We start from the raw sequence: 15,802 nt of genomic DNA, 5'->3' as shown, positions 1-15,802 counted from the left end.
GCCCGCGGGGGCGGGACGCGCGCCCGGCGGGGCGGGACGCCGTCCCGCTGCGGCGCCCGCGGCGACGCCCGGCGCCCGACGTGTGGCGCAGGGGTGACCGCGGTGACCGGCCCGAGAGGCACAGCAGGCACGGGGCGCACGAGAGGTGTGCGGTGGGCGCGGCGGACCGCGGTGGGGACGTCCCGGCGCCACGTGACGACGTCCGGCCGACCGTGGCCGCGCTCCGCCCGGGCGGTCGCCGTCGTCGCCGCGACCGTCGCCGCGCTCGGGCTCGGGGCGTGCGCGGGCCTGCCGACGCCCGCGCCGCTCGACCCGGCCGCCGCCCCGGCGACCGGCGGGGTCGTCACGGCCGTCCAGGCCGACCTCGTCCGCGCCGACGTCGCCGCCCGCCTCGCGGCCGCGACGGCCGGCGCTGGGTCCGTTGACCTCACCGCGGCCCTGACCGGGCCCGCGCTCGCCGCCGCGCGGTTCCGGCAGCCGCCGACCGCGGACGCGCCGGACGGGGGAGGGTCGGACGGGGGAGGGTCGGACGAGCCGTCCGCCGGGGGGCCGTCCGCAGCGTCGTCCCCGGCCGCCTCGGGAGCGGCCGCGGCGCCGTCGCCGACGCCGGCCGCGTCCGGTGCGCCCGTCGGCGAGCCGTCGCCCCCGGCCACGGCGCCGTCCCCGGCGGCGGCCCCGGCAGCGGCCCCGGCGGACCTCGAGCCCGCCGCGGTCGCCGCGTCGGAGCTCGTCGTGTCGCCCCGCCTCGACGGCTGGCCCCGGTGGTTCGCCTCCGTCGTGCCCGGCGAGCAGCCCGCCGCCGCGCCGGTGCTCGAGGTCCTCGTGTCGTACGGACCGCGCGAGCCGTACCTGCTGTGGGGCCGCGCCCACATGCTCCCCGGCGCCCCGGCCGTCGAGGTCGCCCCCGCGGCCGCCTACCCGCCACCCGGGGCCCCCGGTGGCGACGACGCGGCCGGGGACACGGTCGACGCCGGGCCCGCCGACCCGGCCTCGACGCCGGCCCCCGAGGAGCCGGAACCGGGGCTGCGCGCGGCGCTGGAGGGGCTGGTGCCCGGTTACGCCTCGGTCGTGGGCGCCGGTGACGCGAGCCCGGCCGCCGCGGCCTTCGAGCCGGACGTCTTCGTGGCCGGGCTCCGCGAGCGCGCGGCGGCCGAGCGCCGCGCCGTCGCGGGGGTCGCCGGGGTGATCGTCGCCGCGGAGCCCTTCGTCGCCGACGACCCCGCCGCCGCGACGGGGGAGGGGACGGGCCCTGCCGGGGGTGCCGGCACCCTCCTCGCGGTGCGCACCGTCGAGGGCGACGTGCTCGCCGTCACCGCGCTGGAGACCGCGACCACGACGAGCGTGCGGCCGGGGGCGGGTCACGTCCGACCCGGCCCGGAGGTGCGCGCAGCGACGGGAATCGACGCCGTCGACAGCGCGTTGACCGTGCGGTCCGTCGCCGTGCTGGCCTTCGTCGTCCCCGAGGAGCGGGGCGCGATCCGGCTCGTCGCGGTGGGCGAGGAGCTCGTGGGCGCGGACGCGCGCTGACCGGTTCGGCGCCCTCGCGGCACCGTGGCAGGCTGACGGCAGCGTCCGGCCGGGGACCCCGGCAGGAGCGGACCGAACCCGGCGGGGAGCCCGCCGGACCCGTGCACGAGAGGACCGCACCATGACCCAGCCGCCCGGTCTCAACCTCCGGGGCGCCGTGGACCTGACCGCGCTCGCCCGTCCCCAGTCCGTCCCGGCGGCCGCACCCGGGGACGGCGGCGCGGGCCCGGCCGGCGGCCCGCTCGGGTCCGGGGTCGTCGTCGACGTCGACGAGGCCGGCTTCGAGGCCGTCGTCCAGCAGTCCCTCACCGTCCCGGTCGTCATCGACCTGTGGGCGGAGTGGTGCGGGCCGTGCAAGCAGCTGTCGCCGGTGCTGGAGCGGCTGGCCGAGGAGTACGGCGGGCGCTGGCTGCTCGCCAAGGTGGACGTCGACGCCAACCCGCGCATCGCCCAGGCCTTCCAGGCGCAGTCCATCCCGATGGTCGTCGCGCTGCTCAAGGGCCAGCCCGTGCCCCTCTTCACCGGTGCGGTGCCGGAGCAGCAGGCGCGCCAGGTCATCGACGAGCTGCTGAAGGTCGCCGCCCAGAACGGGGTGACCGGCACGGTGGCCGTCGGCGACGCCGACGCCGAGCAGGAGCCCCAGCCGGCCGAGGAGCCGCCGCTGCCGCCGCTGCACGCCGCGGCCGCCGAGGCGTTCGAGCGCGGCGACTACGAGGCGGCCGCCGCGTCGTTCGAGCAGGCGCTCGCCGAGAGCCCGGCCGACGCCGAGGCGAAGGCGGGCCTGGCCCAGGCCCGGCTGTTCGCCCGCGTGGCCTCGGTCCCGCAGGCCGTCGCCGCGGGTCTGGCCGAGACGGCGGCCTCGGACCCGGGCAACGTGGACGCGGGGCTCGCCGTCGCCGACCGGGACCTGTTCGGCGGCCACGTGGAGGACGCCTTCGCCCGGCTCGTCGAGCTCGTGCGCCGCACGGCCGGCGACGAGCGCGCCGCCGTCCGGACCCGGCTGCTGGAGCTCTTCGAGGTCGTCGGCGTCGACGACCCGCGCGTCGCGCGCGCCCGCGCGGCGCTGGCGAGCGCCCTGTTCTGAGCGACGCGCGCCCGCCGTCGTCCGGTGACGACGGCGGGCGACCCGGGGCCGTGCGGCCCCGGCAGGGGCCTCAGTCCTCCGGCGTCAGCCAGACCGTCCCGAGCGGCGGGACCCGCAGGACCGCGGAGGCGGGCCGGCCGTGCGACGGCTCGTCGGTCGCCTCGACGACGCCGAGGTTGCCGACACCGGAGCCGCCGTACTCCGTCGCGTCGGTGTTGAGCACCTCGCGCCAGCGCCCGGCGTGCGGCAGCCCGAGGCGGTAGTCCTCGTGCGGCGAGCCCGCGAAGTTCGTCACCACCGCGACCGGCTTCTCGCCCTCGGTGAGGCGCAGCCAGGCGAACACGTTGCGGCCGTAGTCGTCCGCCTCGAGCCACTGGAAGCCCGCGCCGTCGAAGTCGGTGCCCCACAGCGCCTCGTGGTCGCGGTAGGTGCGGTTGAGCTCCTTGACCATGGAGTGCAGGCCGCGGTGCCACGGCGTGTCGAGCAGCCACCAGTCCAGCGAGCGGGACTCGCTCCACTCCGGCTCCTGTCCGAGCTCGCAGCCCATGAACAGCAGCTGCTTGCCGGGGTGGCCCCACATGAAGGCGAGGTAGGCGCGCACGGTCGCGAGCTGCTGCCAGCGGTCGCCCGGCATCTTGCGCAGCAACGAGCCCTTGCCGTGGACGACCTCGTCGTGGCTGATGGGCAGCACGTAGTTCTCGCTGAACGCGTACACCATCGAGAACGTCATCTGGTGGTGGTGGTACTGCCGGTGCACCGGCTCCTTGCTCACGTACGCGAGCGAGTCGTGCATCCAGCCCATGTTCCACTTCAGGCCGAAGCCGAGGCCGCCCAGGTGGGTCGGCTGGGTGACGCCGGGGTACGCCGTGGACTCCTCGGCGATCGTCACGATGCCCGGCACCCGCTTGTACGCCGTCGCGTTGAACTCCTTGAGGAAGTCGACGGCCTCGAGGTTCTCGCGCCCGCCGTGGACGTTCGGCAGCCACTCGCCGTCCTTGCGCGAGTAGTCGAGGTACAGCATCGACGCGACCGCGTCGACGCGGATGCCGTCGACGTGGAACTCCTCCAGCCAGTACAGGGCGTTGGCTACGAGGAAGTTGCGGACCTCGGTGCGGCCGTAGTCGAAGACGTACGTGCCCCAGTCCGGGTGCTCGCCGCGACGGGGGTCCGGGTGCTCGTACAGCGGCTCGCCGTCGAAGCGGGCGAGCGCCCAGGAGTCCTTGGGGAAGTGCGCGGGCACCCAGTCGACGATGACGCCGACGCCGGCCTGGTGGAGCCGGTCGACCAGGTAGCGGAAGTCGTCGGGGTGGCCGAACCGGCTGGTCGGGGCGTAGTAGCCCGTCACCTGGTAGCCCCACGAGCCGCCGAAGGGGTGCTCGGCGACCGGCAGGAGCTCGACGTGGGTGAAGCCGAGGTCGGCGACGTAGTCGACGAGCTCCTCGGCGAGCTGGCGGTAGCTCAGCCCCTGGCGCCAGCTGCCGAGGTGGACCTCGTAGACGCTCATCGGGCCGTTGTGCACGTCGCGGGCGGCACGGTCGGTGAGCCACTGCTCGTCCTGCCACGTGTAGGCGGACTCCGTCACCACCGAGGCGGTCGACGGGGGCACCTCGGTGTGTCGGGCCATCGGGTCCGCCTTCTGGTGCCAGCGCCCGTCGCGGCCGAGCAGCTCGAACTTGTAGCGCGCGCCGGCGAGCATGCCGGGCACGAACACCTCCCACACCCCGGACGAGCCGAGCGAGCGCATCGCGTGGGTGCGCCCGTTCCAGGAGTTGAAGTCGCTGATGACGCGGACGGCGCGGGCGTTCGGCGCCCACACCGCGAAGCTCGTGCCCTCGCTCGTGCCGAGCGGGCCGTCGAAGCGGCGCACGTGAGCCCCGAGGACGGTCCACAGCTGCTCGTGGCGGCCCTCACCGATGAGGTGGAGGTCGACGTCGCCGAGCGTCGGCAGGAACCGGTAGGGGTCGTCCACGGTGTGGACGGCACGGCCCTCGTTCGTGTCGTACGCCACCTCGAGGCGGTAGTCGGTCGGCCCGCCGGGCAGGACCGCGACCCAGACGCCGTCGTGCTCGTGCACGGCCTCGGTGCGGGTCGGTTCGCCCCCGTCGGTCGGGGTGAGGACCGTGACGCTGCGGGCGAAGGGCTTGAGGGTGCGGATCGAGAGGCCGTCGGGGCCGGGATGGGCGCCGAGGACGCCGTGGGGGTCGTGGTGCGCGCCGGCTGCGACCGCGGCCAGGACGTCGAGCGGGACCTCGGTCGGGCGCAGAGTGCGGTCGGTCGTCATGTCCCCATCCTGCCGAGGCATCCGGTGGGGTCAAACCAGAACGGCGCGGCGGGGGGTCGCGGGGGCGGGTCGCTACGGTCGTGGGGTGGGTGCATCGCGCGTCGTGTCGCTCCTGCCGTCGGCGACGGAGATCGTGTACGCCCTCGGGGCGGAGGACCGCCTCGTCGGGGTGACGTACGAGTGCGACCACCCCGCCGACGCCCGCCGGCGGCACGCGGTGGTCGTCGGCGGTGCCGACACCTCGGGGCTGACCCCGGCCGAGATCGACGCGCGGGTGCGGGCGATGGCGGCGGCCGGGGAGGACCTCTACACGCTGCACGAGGGTGCGCTGCGCGGGCTCGACCCCGACCTCGTCCTCACCCAGGACCTCTGCCGGGTGTGCGCGCTGCCGTCCGGGGTCGTCGACGACGCGCTCGCGCACCTCGGCTGCTCCGCCGACGTCCTCGCCCTCGACCCCGCCTCGCTGGACGACGTGCTGCGCAGCGTCGTCGACGTGGCCGGCGCGCTGGGCGACGTGACGGCGGGGGAGCGGGTCGTCGCGGGGCTACGGGCGCGCCTGGACGACGTCGCCCGCGCCGTGGCCGGGCTGGCCCGGCCGCGGGTCGTCGTCGTGGAGTGGGTCGACCCGCCGTTCGCCGCCGGGCACTGGGTGCCGGACCTCGTGACGGCGGCGGGCGGGCAGGAGGTGCTCGGCTCGCCCGGTGGCCGGTCGGTGACGACGACGTGGGACGACGTCGTCGCCGCGCGCCCGGACGTCGTGCTGGTCGCCCCGTGCGGGTACCACCTGGACGGCGCCGTGCCGCAGGCCGAGGCGGTGGTGCGGGCCCTCGCCGAGCGCGGCTGCGGGGCCGCGGTGTGGGCCGTCGACGCCGACGGGCTCGTCGTGCGGCCGGGCCCACGCCTCGTCGACGGCGTCGAGGCCTTCGCGCGCGTGCTGCACCCCGACGCCCTCGGCGCCCCCGACCCTGCGGCCGCCCGCCGCCTCGCGTAGGTCGACATTCCTGTCGACGGACGGCGCGTATGTCTGCGTTTGTGTCGACGGACGGCGCGTATGTCTGCGTTTGTGTCGACGGACGGCGCGTATGTCTGCGTTTGTGTCGACGGACGGCGCGTATGTCTGCGTTTGTGTCGACGGACGGCGCGTATGTCTGCGTTTGTGTCGACGGACGGCGCGTATGTCTGCGTTTGTGTCGACGGACGGCGCGTAGGTCTGCGTTCCTGTCGAGGGGGTGACGTGGGCCGAGTCAGGTGGCTGGCCCGTCCACCAACCGGCGGAGGGCCTCCAGGAGCACCGTCCGAGGGCCGGCCATCTGGCGGGCATCGACCTGCAGCACCCGCCACCCCAAGGCTCTGAGCATGTTGTGACGTACGCGGTCGCGAGCGCGCTGCTCGGGATCGTCGTGTACGGCGCCGTCGTACTCGACACCCGCTCGCAATGCTGGCCAGCCCAGATCCAGCCGGGCGACCACCCTGCCCTGAGCGTCGCGAACCGTGCACTGCACGAGCGGCTCTGGCAGTCGCGCCTCGAGGACGGCCAGACGGAGATGGGTCTCGGGAGGGGAGTCGACGTCGTCACGTACCAGCTCTGCAACCGAGCGCGCCCGCGCGACGGCGTCCACCGCGGGCATGCCATCGAGCAGCGCGAGCAGCTGGGCGCGCGTGCAGGGCGACCACCGGAGCATCGAGTCGACCTCTGCCACCGACTGCCACTCCGAGACGCCGTCCCGGTTGAGGCCTCGCGCCAGGTCGAAGGCCGTCCACGCCTCAGACGTCACGGCGCCGAAGTCGCCAAGGGTGTCCACCACCGAGCCCGGGTAGAGCCGGTGCGGGACCACTTCGTCCCTCCTGCGGGGTAACCCGCCCGCGAATCCGGCTGACACCCGGTCGGAGGCTCGAGCGAAGCGGGCGCCCCAGACCCACGCGGCGCTGTGCGCTGTGAAGACCGCGCGCGGGGACACCCGCCGGTACGCGAGGCAGAGGTTGCCGTGGGTCCTCGGGAGGTCGGCTGGCAGGCGGACACCTTGCATGGCCCGAGTGAAGTCCGGTCCGTAGACGACTGATGGCGGTACGGCCCGGAGCAGGTCGCCGGTGAGCTGGGGGCCGCGGACGCGAGGGGAAGGCATGCAGTCACGACATCGCGGCTTCGGGCCCTGCCGCCGAGAGCAGGAGCGACCTTGTGGACGATGAGGCACGTCCTCAGGCTGTGGACGCGTCGCGCCCGGACCGAGGGCACCAAGGCGTCATGCAGTGCGGCGCGCGCCGGCGGAGCCGACCCAGAGGCAGAGGCGCGCCGCGCGCGTCGACAGGAACGCAGACGTACGCCGCGTCCGTCGACAGGAACGCAGACGTACGCCGCGTAGGTCGACAGGAATGCGGACGTACGCCGCGCAGGTCGACAGGAACGTCGACGTACGCGGCGTGCGTCGACAGGAACGCAGACGAACGCGGATCAGGGCAGGAGGCGCTCGACCGCCTGCAGCGGGATGCGCAGCCACGACGGCCGGTTGCGCGCCTCGTACACGACCTCGTACAGCGCCTTGTCGAGCTCCAGCGTGCGCAGCAGCGCCGCGTCGTCGCGCGGGTCGCGGCCCGTCACGGAGCCGTAGCCCTCGCAGAAGGCGTCCCTCGCGTCCTGCGCCCAGGCCTCCGGGTCGGTGCCGGGGGTGCCGGCCCCCGTCACGCCGTCGTGACCGGCGGCGTAGTCCAGCGAGCGGAGGACCCCGGCGACGTCGCGGAGCGCGAGGTCGGGCAGGACGCGCTCGGCGAGCGGGCGGAGCGGCTCGCCCTCGAAGTCCAGCAGCGCCCACCCGCGCGCAGGGGAGTGCAGCACCTGGCCGAGGTGCAGGTCGCCGTGGACGCGCTGCAGGTCGGGCAGGTCCGCGAGGGCGGTGTCCAGCGAGGCGGCGTGCGCGTCGAGGCGCTCCCGGAGCGGCGCGAGCTCCTCGACGGCGTCCGCGGCCCAGCGCACGCGGCCCCGCAGCGTCTCGACCGAGCGTGCGCGGGCGGCCGTGTCGACGGGCTCGGTGCCGAAGGCGCGGGCGAGGTCGAGGTGGACGTGCGCGACCGCCGCGCCGAGCCCGCGGGCCTGCTCGTCGAACGGCTGCCCGTCGCGCAGCGCGGCGAGCGCGACGCGCCACGCGTCCTCGGACCCGGCGAGGAACTCGACGGCCACCGCGAGGTGGCCCTCGGCCCGGTCGCCCGACGGCAGCGACCACGAGCCGCTCGACCAGCCGAGCAGCGCCGGGACGGCCTCGCAGCCGACGCGCGTGAGGCCGTCGAGCACCTCGACGTCCGGGTTGGCGCCTGGGTGCAGGGTGCGGAACACCTTGACGATGGCGGGCGGCCCGGCCTCGGCGCGCACGATGATGCTCGTGTTCGACTGCTCGCCGCTCAGCACGCTCGTGGGTCCCGGCGCGACGCCCGGCCCGCCGGGCGGGGTGTCGAGTGACCCGAGCAGCGCGGACACGAAGGCCGGGTCGTGCGGGCCGTCGTAGACCCAGCGCGGGCCGTCCCCGTCGGTCAGCTCGCCGACGAGGGCGTGCTCGGCCCCGTCGCGCGGCGCCTCGCGCCGTACGAGCGGGACCTGCACGACGTCGACGCGGTCACCGGAGTCCAGACCGACGACGAGCACCTCGACGACCGTGCCGTCGCCCGCGGCAGGCAGCTCCCAGCGCGACAGCAGCCGCAGGCCGACGCCGCGTCCCTTGGCGGGGTACCAGCGCTGCGCCGGCATCCACCGGTGCAGCAGCGCCTCGAGCGGCCGGTCGAGGTCGGGTGCGCTCACGCGGGCGCCTCCGTGGAGCGTGCGGGGACCGTGCCGGCCGGTGCCGGGGTGAGCCGGAGCCAGAAGAAGTCGCGGCTGCCGAGGGTGAGGCGGACGTGGCCGTCCGCGTCGACGGGCGCGAAGCCGGTCCCGCCGAAGAGGTCCTCGATGGTCGCGCCGGCCAGGTGCGGCACGGTCAGCGTGACGGCCTGCGGCGTGGAGGCGAGGTTGTGCACGCACAGCACCGTCTCGGGGGTCTCGTGCTCCCCGCCGGGCGTCGTCTCGTCGAGCACCCGGAGGAACGCGAGCACCGCCTCGTTGTCGCAGGCGTTGCCCTCGGCCCCCGTGCCGGGCTCCACCAGCGGCAGCGCGACGAAGGACCCGAGACCGAAGACGGGGTGCCGCTTGCGCAGGCCGAGCATGCCGCGCACCCAGTGCAGCAGCGAGGACCCGGTCGCGAGCTGCGCCTCGACGTTGACCCCGCCGAAGTGGTTGGTGAGGGACTGCACGACCGGCAGGTAGAGCTTGCCGGGGTCCGGGACGGTGGAGAACCCGGCGTTGCGGTCCGGGTTCCACTGCATGGGCGTGCGGACCCCGTCGCGGTCCTCGAGCCAGATGTTGTCGCCCATGCCGATCTCGTCGCCGTAGTACAGGCACGGCGAGCCCGGCATCGACAGCAGGAGGGCGTGGATGAGCTCGATCTCGGCGCGGGAGTTGTCGAGCAGCGTCGCGAGCCGGCGCCGGATGCCGATGTTGGCGCGCATGCGCGGGTCCGGCGCGTACCAGCCGTACATGGCCGCGCGCTCCGACGTCGTCACCATCTCCAGGGTGAGCTCGTCGTGGTTGCGCAGGAACGTGCCCCACTGCCCGGTCGCGGGGATCTCCGGGGTGTCGGCGAGGATGTCGAGCACCGAGCCCGCGCGCTCGTCGCGCAGCGCGTAGTACAGGCGCGGCATGACGGGGAAGTGGAAGCACATGTGGCACTCGGGCGCCGCGTCGTCGCCGTAGTACGGGACGACCTCCTTGGGCCACTGGTTGGCCTCGGCGAGCAGGATGCGCCCGGGGTACTCCTCGTCGACGACCTTCCGGACCTTCGCGAGGAACTCGTGCGTGCGCGGCAGGTTCTCGCAGTTCGTGCCCTCCTCCTCGAAGAGGTAGGGCACGGCGTCGAGGCGGAAGCCGTCGATGCCGAGGTCCATCCAGAAGCGGACGATGTCGAGCATCGCGTCCTGCACGGCCGGGTTCTCGAAGTTGAGGTCCGGCTGGTGGGAGAAGAAGCGGTGCCAGAAGTACTGCCGCCGCACGGGGTCGAACGTCCAGTTCGACGTCTCCGTGTCGACGAAGATGATGCGCGCGTCGGAGTACTTCTCGTCGGTGTCGCTCCAAACGTAGAAGTCGCCGTACGGGCCCTCGGGGTCGCTGCGGGAGGCCTGGAACCACGGGTGGGCGTCCGAGGTGTGGTTCATGACGAGGTCGGTGACGACCCGGATGCCGCGGGCGTGCGCCGCCGAGACCAGCTCGGTGAACTGCGGCAGCGTGCCGAACTCGGGCAGCACCGCGTAGTAGTCGCTGATGTCGTAGCCGCCGTCGCGCAGCGGCGAGGCGTAGAACGGCGGCAGCCACAGGCAGTCGACGCCGAGCCACTGGATGTAGTCCAGCCTGTCCATGAGGCCCTGGAAGTCGCCGGACCCGGAGCCCGTCGAGTCGCTGAACGCGCGGACGAGGACCTCGTAGAAGACGGCCTTCTTGTACCAGTGGGGGTCGTTGTCGAGCCCCGGGCTCGACAGCTGCAGTCCCTGCACGGGGCTCCTCTCAGTGGGTCCGCACGGCGAACACGTGCGCCGTCGCGTGGTAGGGGTCCAGCCGGACGTAGTTGTGCTCGCCCCACGCCCACGAGTGCCCGCTCAGCAGGTCGTGGACGACGTAGCCGCTGCCGGCGTCCAGCCCGAGCGTCGTCGGGTCGACGTGGACCATCGTCTCCCGGGCGGCGTGGGGGTCGAGGTTGACGACGGTGAGCACCGTGTCCGCCGACCCGGTCGGGGAGTGCTCGGCCGGCACGTGCCGGGAGTAGGCGATGACGGCGTCGTCGTCGGTCGGGTGGAAGACGATGCCGCGCAGCCGCTGCAGGGCCGGGTGCTCCTTGCGGACCTCGTTGAGCCGGGTCAGCAGCGGCGCGAGCGAGCGGCCCTCGCGCTCCGCCGCGGCCCAGTCCCGCGGGCGGTACTCGTACTTCTCGTTGTCGATGTACTCCTCCGCGCCGGGGCGCGCCACGTGCTCGCCGAGCTCGTAGGCGGAGTAGACGCCCCAGCTGGGCACGAGCGTCGCGGCGAGCACGGCGCGCAGCCGGTGCGCGGTCGGCCCGCCGTACTGCAGGAACGCGTGGAGGATGTCCGGCGTGCTCGGCCAGAAGCTCGGGCGCATGTAGTGCGCGGACACGGTCGCGAGCTCGGTGACGTAGTCGGTGAGCTCCTGCTTCGACGTCCGCCACGTGAAGTACGTGTACGACTGCTGAAACCCGACCTTGCCGAGCGTCCGCATCATCTGCGGGCGGGTGAACGCCTCCGCGAGGAAGATCACCTCCGGGTGCTCGGCGTTGACGCGGCCGATCAGCCACTCCCAGAACTCGACGGTCTTCGTGTGGGGGTTGTCGACCCGGAACACCGTGACGCCGCGGGAGATCCACAGCTCGAGCAGCCGCAGCGACTCCGCGTAGATGCCCTCGGGGTCGTTGTCGAAGTTGACCGGGTAGATGTCCTGGTACTTCTTCGGCGGGTTCTCCGCGTAGGCGATCGAGCCGTCCACACGCGTGGTGAACCACTCGGGGTGGTCGGTGGCCCACGGGTGGTCCGGCGCGCACTGCAGCGCGAAGTCGAGCGCCACCTCGAGGCCGAGCTCCTTGGCCCGCGCCACGAAGAACGCGAAGTCGTCCTCGTCGCCGAGGTCGGGGTGGATGGCGTCGTGCCCGCCCTCCGCGGCCCCGATCGCCCACGGCGAGCCCGGGTCGCCCGGCTGCGGGTCGAGGGTGTTGTTGCGGCCCTTGCGGTTGATTCGCCCGATGGGGTGGATGGGCGGCATGTAGATGAAGTCGAAGCCCATCGCCGCGACGGCGGGCAGCCGCTCGGCGGCGGTCCGCAGCGTGCCGGAGACCCACTGCCGGGTGTCCTCGTCGAAGTACGCGCCCTCGGAGCGGGGGAAGAACTCGTACCAGGCGCTGAACAGCGCGCGCTCGCGCTCCACGCGCAGCCGCAGCGGGGCCGAGGCCGTGACGAGGTCGAGGACGGGGTAGCGGTCGACGACCGCGTGCACCTCCGGGCCGACGCCGGGGGCGAGCCGGGCCTCGACGGGGCGGACCTCGTCCCGCAGCGCGGCGACGGCGTCGTGGCACACCTCGACGGCGGTGCGGTCGCCCGCGGCCTCGGCGAGCGCCGCGGCGCGCTGCAGCACGGGCACGCCCTCGGCGAGCATCACCTCGACGTCGACACCCGCGGCGACCTTGACCGTCGCGTTGTGCTCCCACGTCGCCCAGACGTCGGAGGCGCCCTCGACGTGGAACGTCCAGTCACCGGTCCCGTCGGGCACCACCCACGCGCCGAAGCGGTCGGAGCCCGGCGACAGCTCGTGCATGCGCACGCGGGCCGCCTCCCGCCCGTCCGGCGCGGTGAGGACCGCGTAGGCGGCGACGGCGTCGTGGCCCTCCCGGAACACCGTCGCCTCGATGGGGACGGCCTCGCCGACCACCGCGCGCGCGGGCCAGCGGCCGTCGTCCACACGCGGCATGACGTCGAGGACGGGGATGCGCCCCACCTGGCGACCGGAGAGGTCGACGGGTGGCGAGGTCGGCTGGGGCGGCTCGGCGGGTCCGGCCGCGGCCGGCTCGGGGGAGCCGGTGACGGGTGTGCGGGCAGGACGTGCGGACGTCGGGTCGGCAGCCACGGCACGACCGTACCGAGAGTCCTCGGCCGGGGGCATGTCAGCGACGGCCCGGCGGCCGCGAAGGGTGTGCGCACCTACCTCCTTTACGCAACACCGGAGCAGCCTAATGTGGCTCTGACCTGCAGGTTCGTGCGCGTGGCGGGGTTTCGTAATCCGTGGGGCGCGGGTACCGTCGTCCTCGACCGCACCCCCGCCGCCGGCTCGTGCCGGCGCTCGAAGAGCAGGAGGCACCATGCCCGTCGGAGCGGCTCTCCCCATCGTCCAGTCTTGCGAGGCGACGGCCTGCGCGTACAACGGCGAGCACCACTGCCACGCCGCCGCCATCACGATCGGCGACTCCGGCACCGCGCCGTGCGAGACCTTCATGTCCGCGGACCTGCGCGGGGGCGTCGACTCCGGCGACGCGCAGGTCGGTGCGTGCAAGCAGGCGGCCTGCGTGCACAACGAGAACCTCGAGTGCACGGCTGAGGAGATCTCGGTCGACACCTCCGGCGCCAGCGCCGTCTGCCTCACCTACGCCCCCCGCTGATCCGGCGCGCCGTCCGGCGGTCGGACGCACCGCGGACAGCGGTTCCGCCGGGCGGCAGCAAGCGCTTACAGTCCCTCCACGTGAGAGCTATCCGGCGGTTCACCGTCCGCACCGTGCTGCCCGCGCCCCTCGCGCCGCTCGGCGACCTCGCGCTGAACCTCCGCTGGTCCTGGCACGCGCCGACCCGGGAGCTGTTCGCCTCGCTCGACCCGCGCAAGTGGGAGGCCGCGCGCCACGAGCCCGCCCGCATGCTCGGGCTGCTGACGCCCGAGGAGCTGCAGGCCCTCGCCGAGGACGAGGCCGTCGTGACCCGCGTGCGCGCCGCCGCCGGGGAGCTCGAGCAGTACCTCACGAGCGACCGCTGGTACCAGCGGCAGCAGGACGTGCCCGCCGCCGTCGCGTACTTCTCGCCCGAGTTCGGCATCGCCGCCGCGCTGCCGCAGTACTCCGGCGGCCTCGGCATCCTCGCCGGCGACCACCTGAAGTCGGCGTCCGACCTCGGCGTGCCGATCGTCGGCGTCGGCCTGTTCTACAAGACGGGCTACTTCAAGCAGTCGCTCAGCCGCGACGGCTGGCAGCAGGAGACCTACCCGGTGCTCGACCCGGACGGGCTGCCGCTGTCGCTGCTGCGCGAGGACGACGGCACCGCCGCGACCGTGACGGTCGGGCTGCCCGGCGGTCGCGAGCTGCACGCCCACGTGTGGCGCGCGCAGGTCGGCCGGGTGCCGCTGCTGCTGCTCGACTCCGACATCCCCGCGAACGACGAGCGGGCGCGCACCGTCACCGACCGCCTGTACGGCGGCAGCAAGGAGCACCGGCTGCAGCAGGAGATGCTGCTCGGCATCGGCGGCGTGCGGGCCATCCGGCTGTTCTCGCGCCTCACCGGCGCCGCGGCGCCGGAGGTCTTCCACTCCAACGAGGGCCACGCGGGCTTCCTCGGCCTGGAGCGCATCCGCGAGCTCGTCGAGCAGGGGCTGTCCTTCGCCGAGGCGCTGGAGTCCGTGCGGGCCGGGACGGTCTTCACGACCCACACGCCCGTGCCCGCCGGCATCGACCGCTTCGGCCGGGACCAGATCGAGGTGTACTTCGGCGGCGACAACGCCGTCGACGGGGTCCCCGTCCAGCAGGTCCTCGCGCTCGGCGCGGAGGACTTCGAGGGCGGCGACCCGAGCGTGTTCAACATGGCCGTCATGGGCCTGCGCCTCGCGCAGCGCGCCAACGGCGTCTCGCGCCTGCACGGCGTCGTGAGCCGCGACATGTTCGACGGGCTGTTCCCCGGTTTCGACAGCACCGAGACGCCCATCACGTCGATCACCAACGGCGTGCACGCCCCCACGTGGGTGGACGACCGGGTCATCGCGCTGCTCGGTGAGCACGGCGGGGTTTCCGGCGACGGCTCCGACGAGGGCGACGTCGACTGGGGCAGCGTCGAGCGCGTGCCCGACGAGGACATCTGGGCGCTGCGCCGCACGCTGCGCGAGCAGCTGGTGGTGGAGGCGCGGCGTCGCATCCGCCGCTCGTGGCTGCGCCGGGGCGCCTCGCCCGCGGAGCTGCGGTGGGTGGACGACGCCCTCGACCCCGACGTGCTCACCATCGGCTTCGCGCGCCGCGTGCCGACGTACAAGCGGCTCACGCTCATGCTGCGCGACCCCGAGCGGCTCAAGGCGCTGCTGCTGCACCCCACGCGCCCGGTCCAGCTGCTCATCGCGGGCAAGTCGCACCCGGCCGACGAGCAGGGCAAGCGGCTCATCCAGCAGGTCATCCGCTTCGCCGACGAGCACGACGTGCGGCACCGCATCGCGTTCCTGCCGAACTACGACATCGCCATGGCGCAGTCGCTGTACCCGGGCTGCGACGTGTGGCTCAACAACCCGCTGCGCCCGCTCGAGGCGTGCGGCACCTCCGGCATGAAGGCCGCGCTCAACGGCGGGCTCAACCTGTCGATCCTCGACGGCTGGTGGGACGAGTGGTTCGACGGCGAGAACGGCTGGGCGATCCCCACCGCCGACGGCGTCGACGACCCCGACCACCGCGACGACCTCGAGGCCGCGGCGCTGTACGACCTTATCGAGACCTCGGTCGCCGCGCGCTTCTACGACCGCGACGAGGCCGGCCTGCCGCGCCGCTGGCTGCAGATGGTCCGGCACACGCTCGCGACCCTCGGTCCGAAGGTGCTCGCCGACCGCATGGTCGCCGACTACGTCGCCGAGCTGTACGCCCCGGCGGCGCAGGCCTCGCGCGCGCTGGACAGCGCACCGGGCCACACGGGCGCCAAGGAGCTGGCCGCGTGGAAGCAGCGCCTGCTCGAGGGCTGGCACGCGGTGCGCGTCGACCACGTCGAGAGCGGGGACGTCGCCGACAGCCCGCAGGTCGGTGACGCGCTGCGCGTCGACGCCTACGTGAGCCTCGGCGGGCTGGACCCCGACGACGTCGACGTGCAGCTCGTGCACGGCCGCGTCAACGACGCCGACGCGCTCACCGACGTGCGGCTGGAGCCGCTCGGTCACGCCGAGGCGTACGAGGGCGGCCGCCACCGGTTCTCCTCCACGCTGGAGCTGCGCCGCACCGGCCCCTTCGGCTACACGGTGCGCGTGCTGCCGAAGCACGACGCACTCGCCTCGGTCGCCGAGCTGGGCCTGGTCGCCAACGCCGGCTCCTGACGCACCGGCCCCAGCCCACCCACAC

At 74.3% G+C, this 15,802-nt stretch carries 9 protein-coding genes and 1 pseudogene; 5 read left to right on the top strand and 5 right to left on the bottom strand.

Going from position 1 to position 15,802, the window contains the following annotated elements; genetic code table 11:
* The first annotated feature begins 192 nt into the window (after nucleotides 1–192).
* Both WAA21_RS12160 and WAA21_RS12155 read left to right on the top strand, forming a co-directional pair.
* Nucleotides 193–1,527, top strand: a complete 1,335-nt coding sequence (locus tag WAA21_RS12160; protein WP_336923074.1) for a hypothetical protein — start codon at nucleotides 193–195, stop codon at nucleotides 1,525–1,527.
* Between the two features lie 121 nt (nucleotides 1,528–1,648).
* Entirely contained in the window at nucleotides 1,649–2,611 is a 963-nt protein-coding gene (locus WAA21_RS12155; RefSeq protein WP_336923073.1) for a tetratricopeptide repeat protein, read from the top strand.
* Nucleotides 2,612–2,681: 70 nt separating this feature from the next.
* Here WAA21_RS12155 and glgB read toward each other — a convergent pair.
* Nucleotides 2,682–4,868: pseudogene (gene glgB, locus WAA21_RS12150) on the bottom strand (1,4-alpha-glucan branching protein GlgB); the annotation flags it as partial.
* 109 nt (nucleotides 4,869–4,977) lie between these two features.
* Between glgB and WAA21_RS12145 the strand changes: the two are divergent.
* Nucleotides 4,978–5,883: an ABC transporter substrate-binding protein gene (locus WAA21_RS12145; RefSeq protein WP_336923072.1), complete on the top strand. Its 906-nt coding sequence runs from the start codon at nucleotides 4,978–4,980 to the stop codon at nucleotides 5,881–5,883.
* A gap of 253 nt (nucleotides 5,884–6,136) precedes the next feature.
* On the opposite strand, the gene WAA21_RS12140 is transcribed toward WAA21_RS12145, so the two are convergent.
* The 4 genes from WAA21_RS12140 to WAA21_RS12125 all read right to left on the bottom strand — a co-directional run bounded on the left by WAA21_RS12140 (nucleotide 6,137) and on the right by WAA21_RS12125 (nucleotide 12,624).
* Entirely contained in the window at nucleotides 6,137–6,697 is a 561-nt protein-coding gene (locus WAA21_RS12140; protein ID WP_336923071.1) for an endonuclease domain-containing protein, read from the bottom strand.
* A gap of 644 nt (nucleotides 6,698–7,341) precedes the next feature.
* Nucleotides 7,342–8,676 carry a maltokinase N-terminal cap-like domain-containing protein gene (locus tag WAA21_RS12135; protein WP_336923070.1) on the bottom strand — a complete coding sequence of 445 codons (1,335 nt, stop codon included), beginning with the start codon at nucleotides 8,674–8,676 and terminating at the stop codon, nucleotides 7,342–7,344.
* Nucleotides 8,673–10,457, bottom strand: coding sequence for a maltose alpha-D-glucosyltransferase (gene treS, locus WAA21_RS12130; protein ID WP_336923069.1), 1,785 nt, complete (start codon nucleotides 10,455–10,457; stop codon nucleotides 8,673–8,675). The genes WAA21_RS12135 and treS overlap by 4 nt, the downstream gene beginning before the upstream one ends.
* Before the next feature lie 10 nt (nucleotides 10,458–10,467).
* Nucleotides 10,468–12,624 (bottom strand): alpha-1,4-glucan--maltose-1-phosphate maltosyltransferase, encoded by a 2,157-nt coding sequence (locus WAA21_RS12125; RefSeq protein WP_442893276.1) that lies wholly within the window; start codon nucleotides 12,622–12,624, stop codon nucleotides 10,468–10,470.
* A 196-nt stretch (nucleotides 12,625–12,820) separates the two neighbouring features.
* On the opposite strand from WAA21_RS12125, the gene WAA21_RS12120 reads away from it, so the two are divergent.
* Both WAA21_RS12120 and glgP read left to right on the top strand, forming a co-directional pair.
* Complete coding sequence (locus WAA21_RS12120) at nucleotides 12,821–13,117, top strand: DUF1540 domain-containing protein (protein ID WP_336923067.1); 297 nt, start codon at nucleotides 12,821–12,823, stop codon at nucleotides 13,115–13,117.
* Nucleotides 13,118–13,197: 80 nt separating this feature from the next.
* Complete coding sequence (glgP, locus tag WAA21_RS12115) at nucleotides 13,198–15,777, top strand: alpha-glucan family phosphorylase (RefSeq protein ID WP_336923066.1); 2,580 nt, start codon at nucleotides 13,198–13,200, stop codon at nucleotides 15,775–15,777.
* The last annotated feature ends 25 nt before the right edge of the window (nucleotides 15,778–15,802 follow it).

Origin of the sequence: Aquipuribacter sp. SD81 (assembly GCF_037153975.1) — a bacterium.
Classification (GTDB): domain Bacteria; phylum Actinomycetota; class Actinomycetes; order Actinomycetales; family JBBAYJ01; genus Aquipuribacter.
Note: the sequence above shows the minus strand (reverse complement) of the source record. Positions and strands in the feature narration are given on the sequence as shown.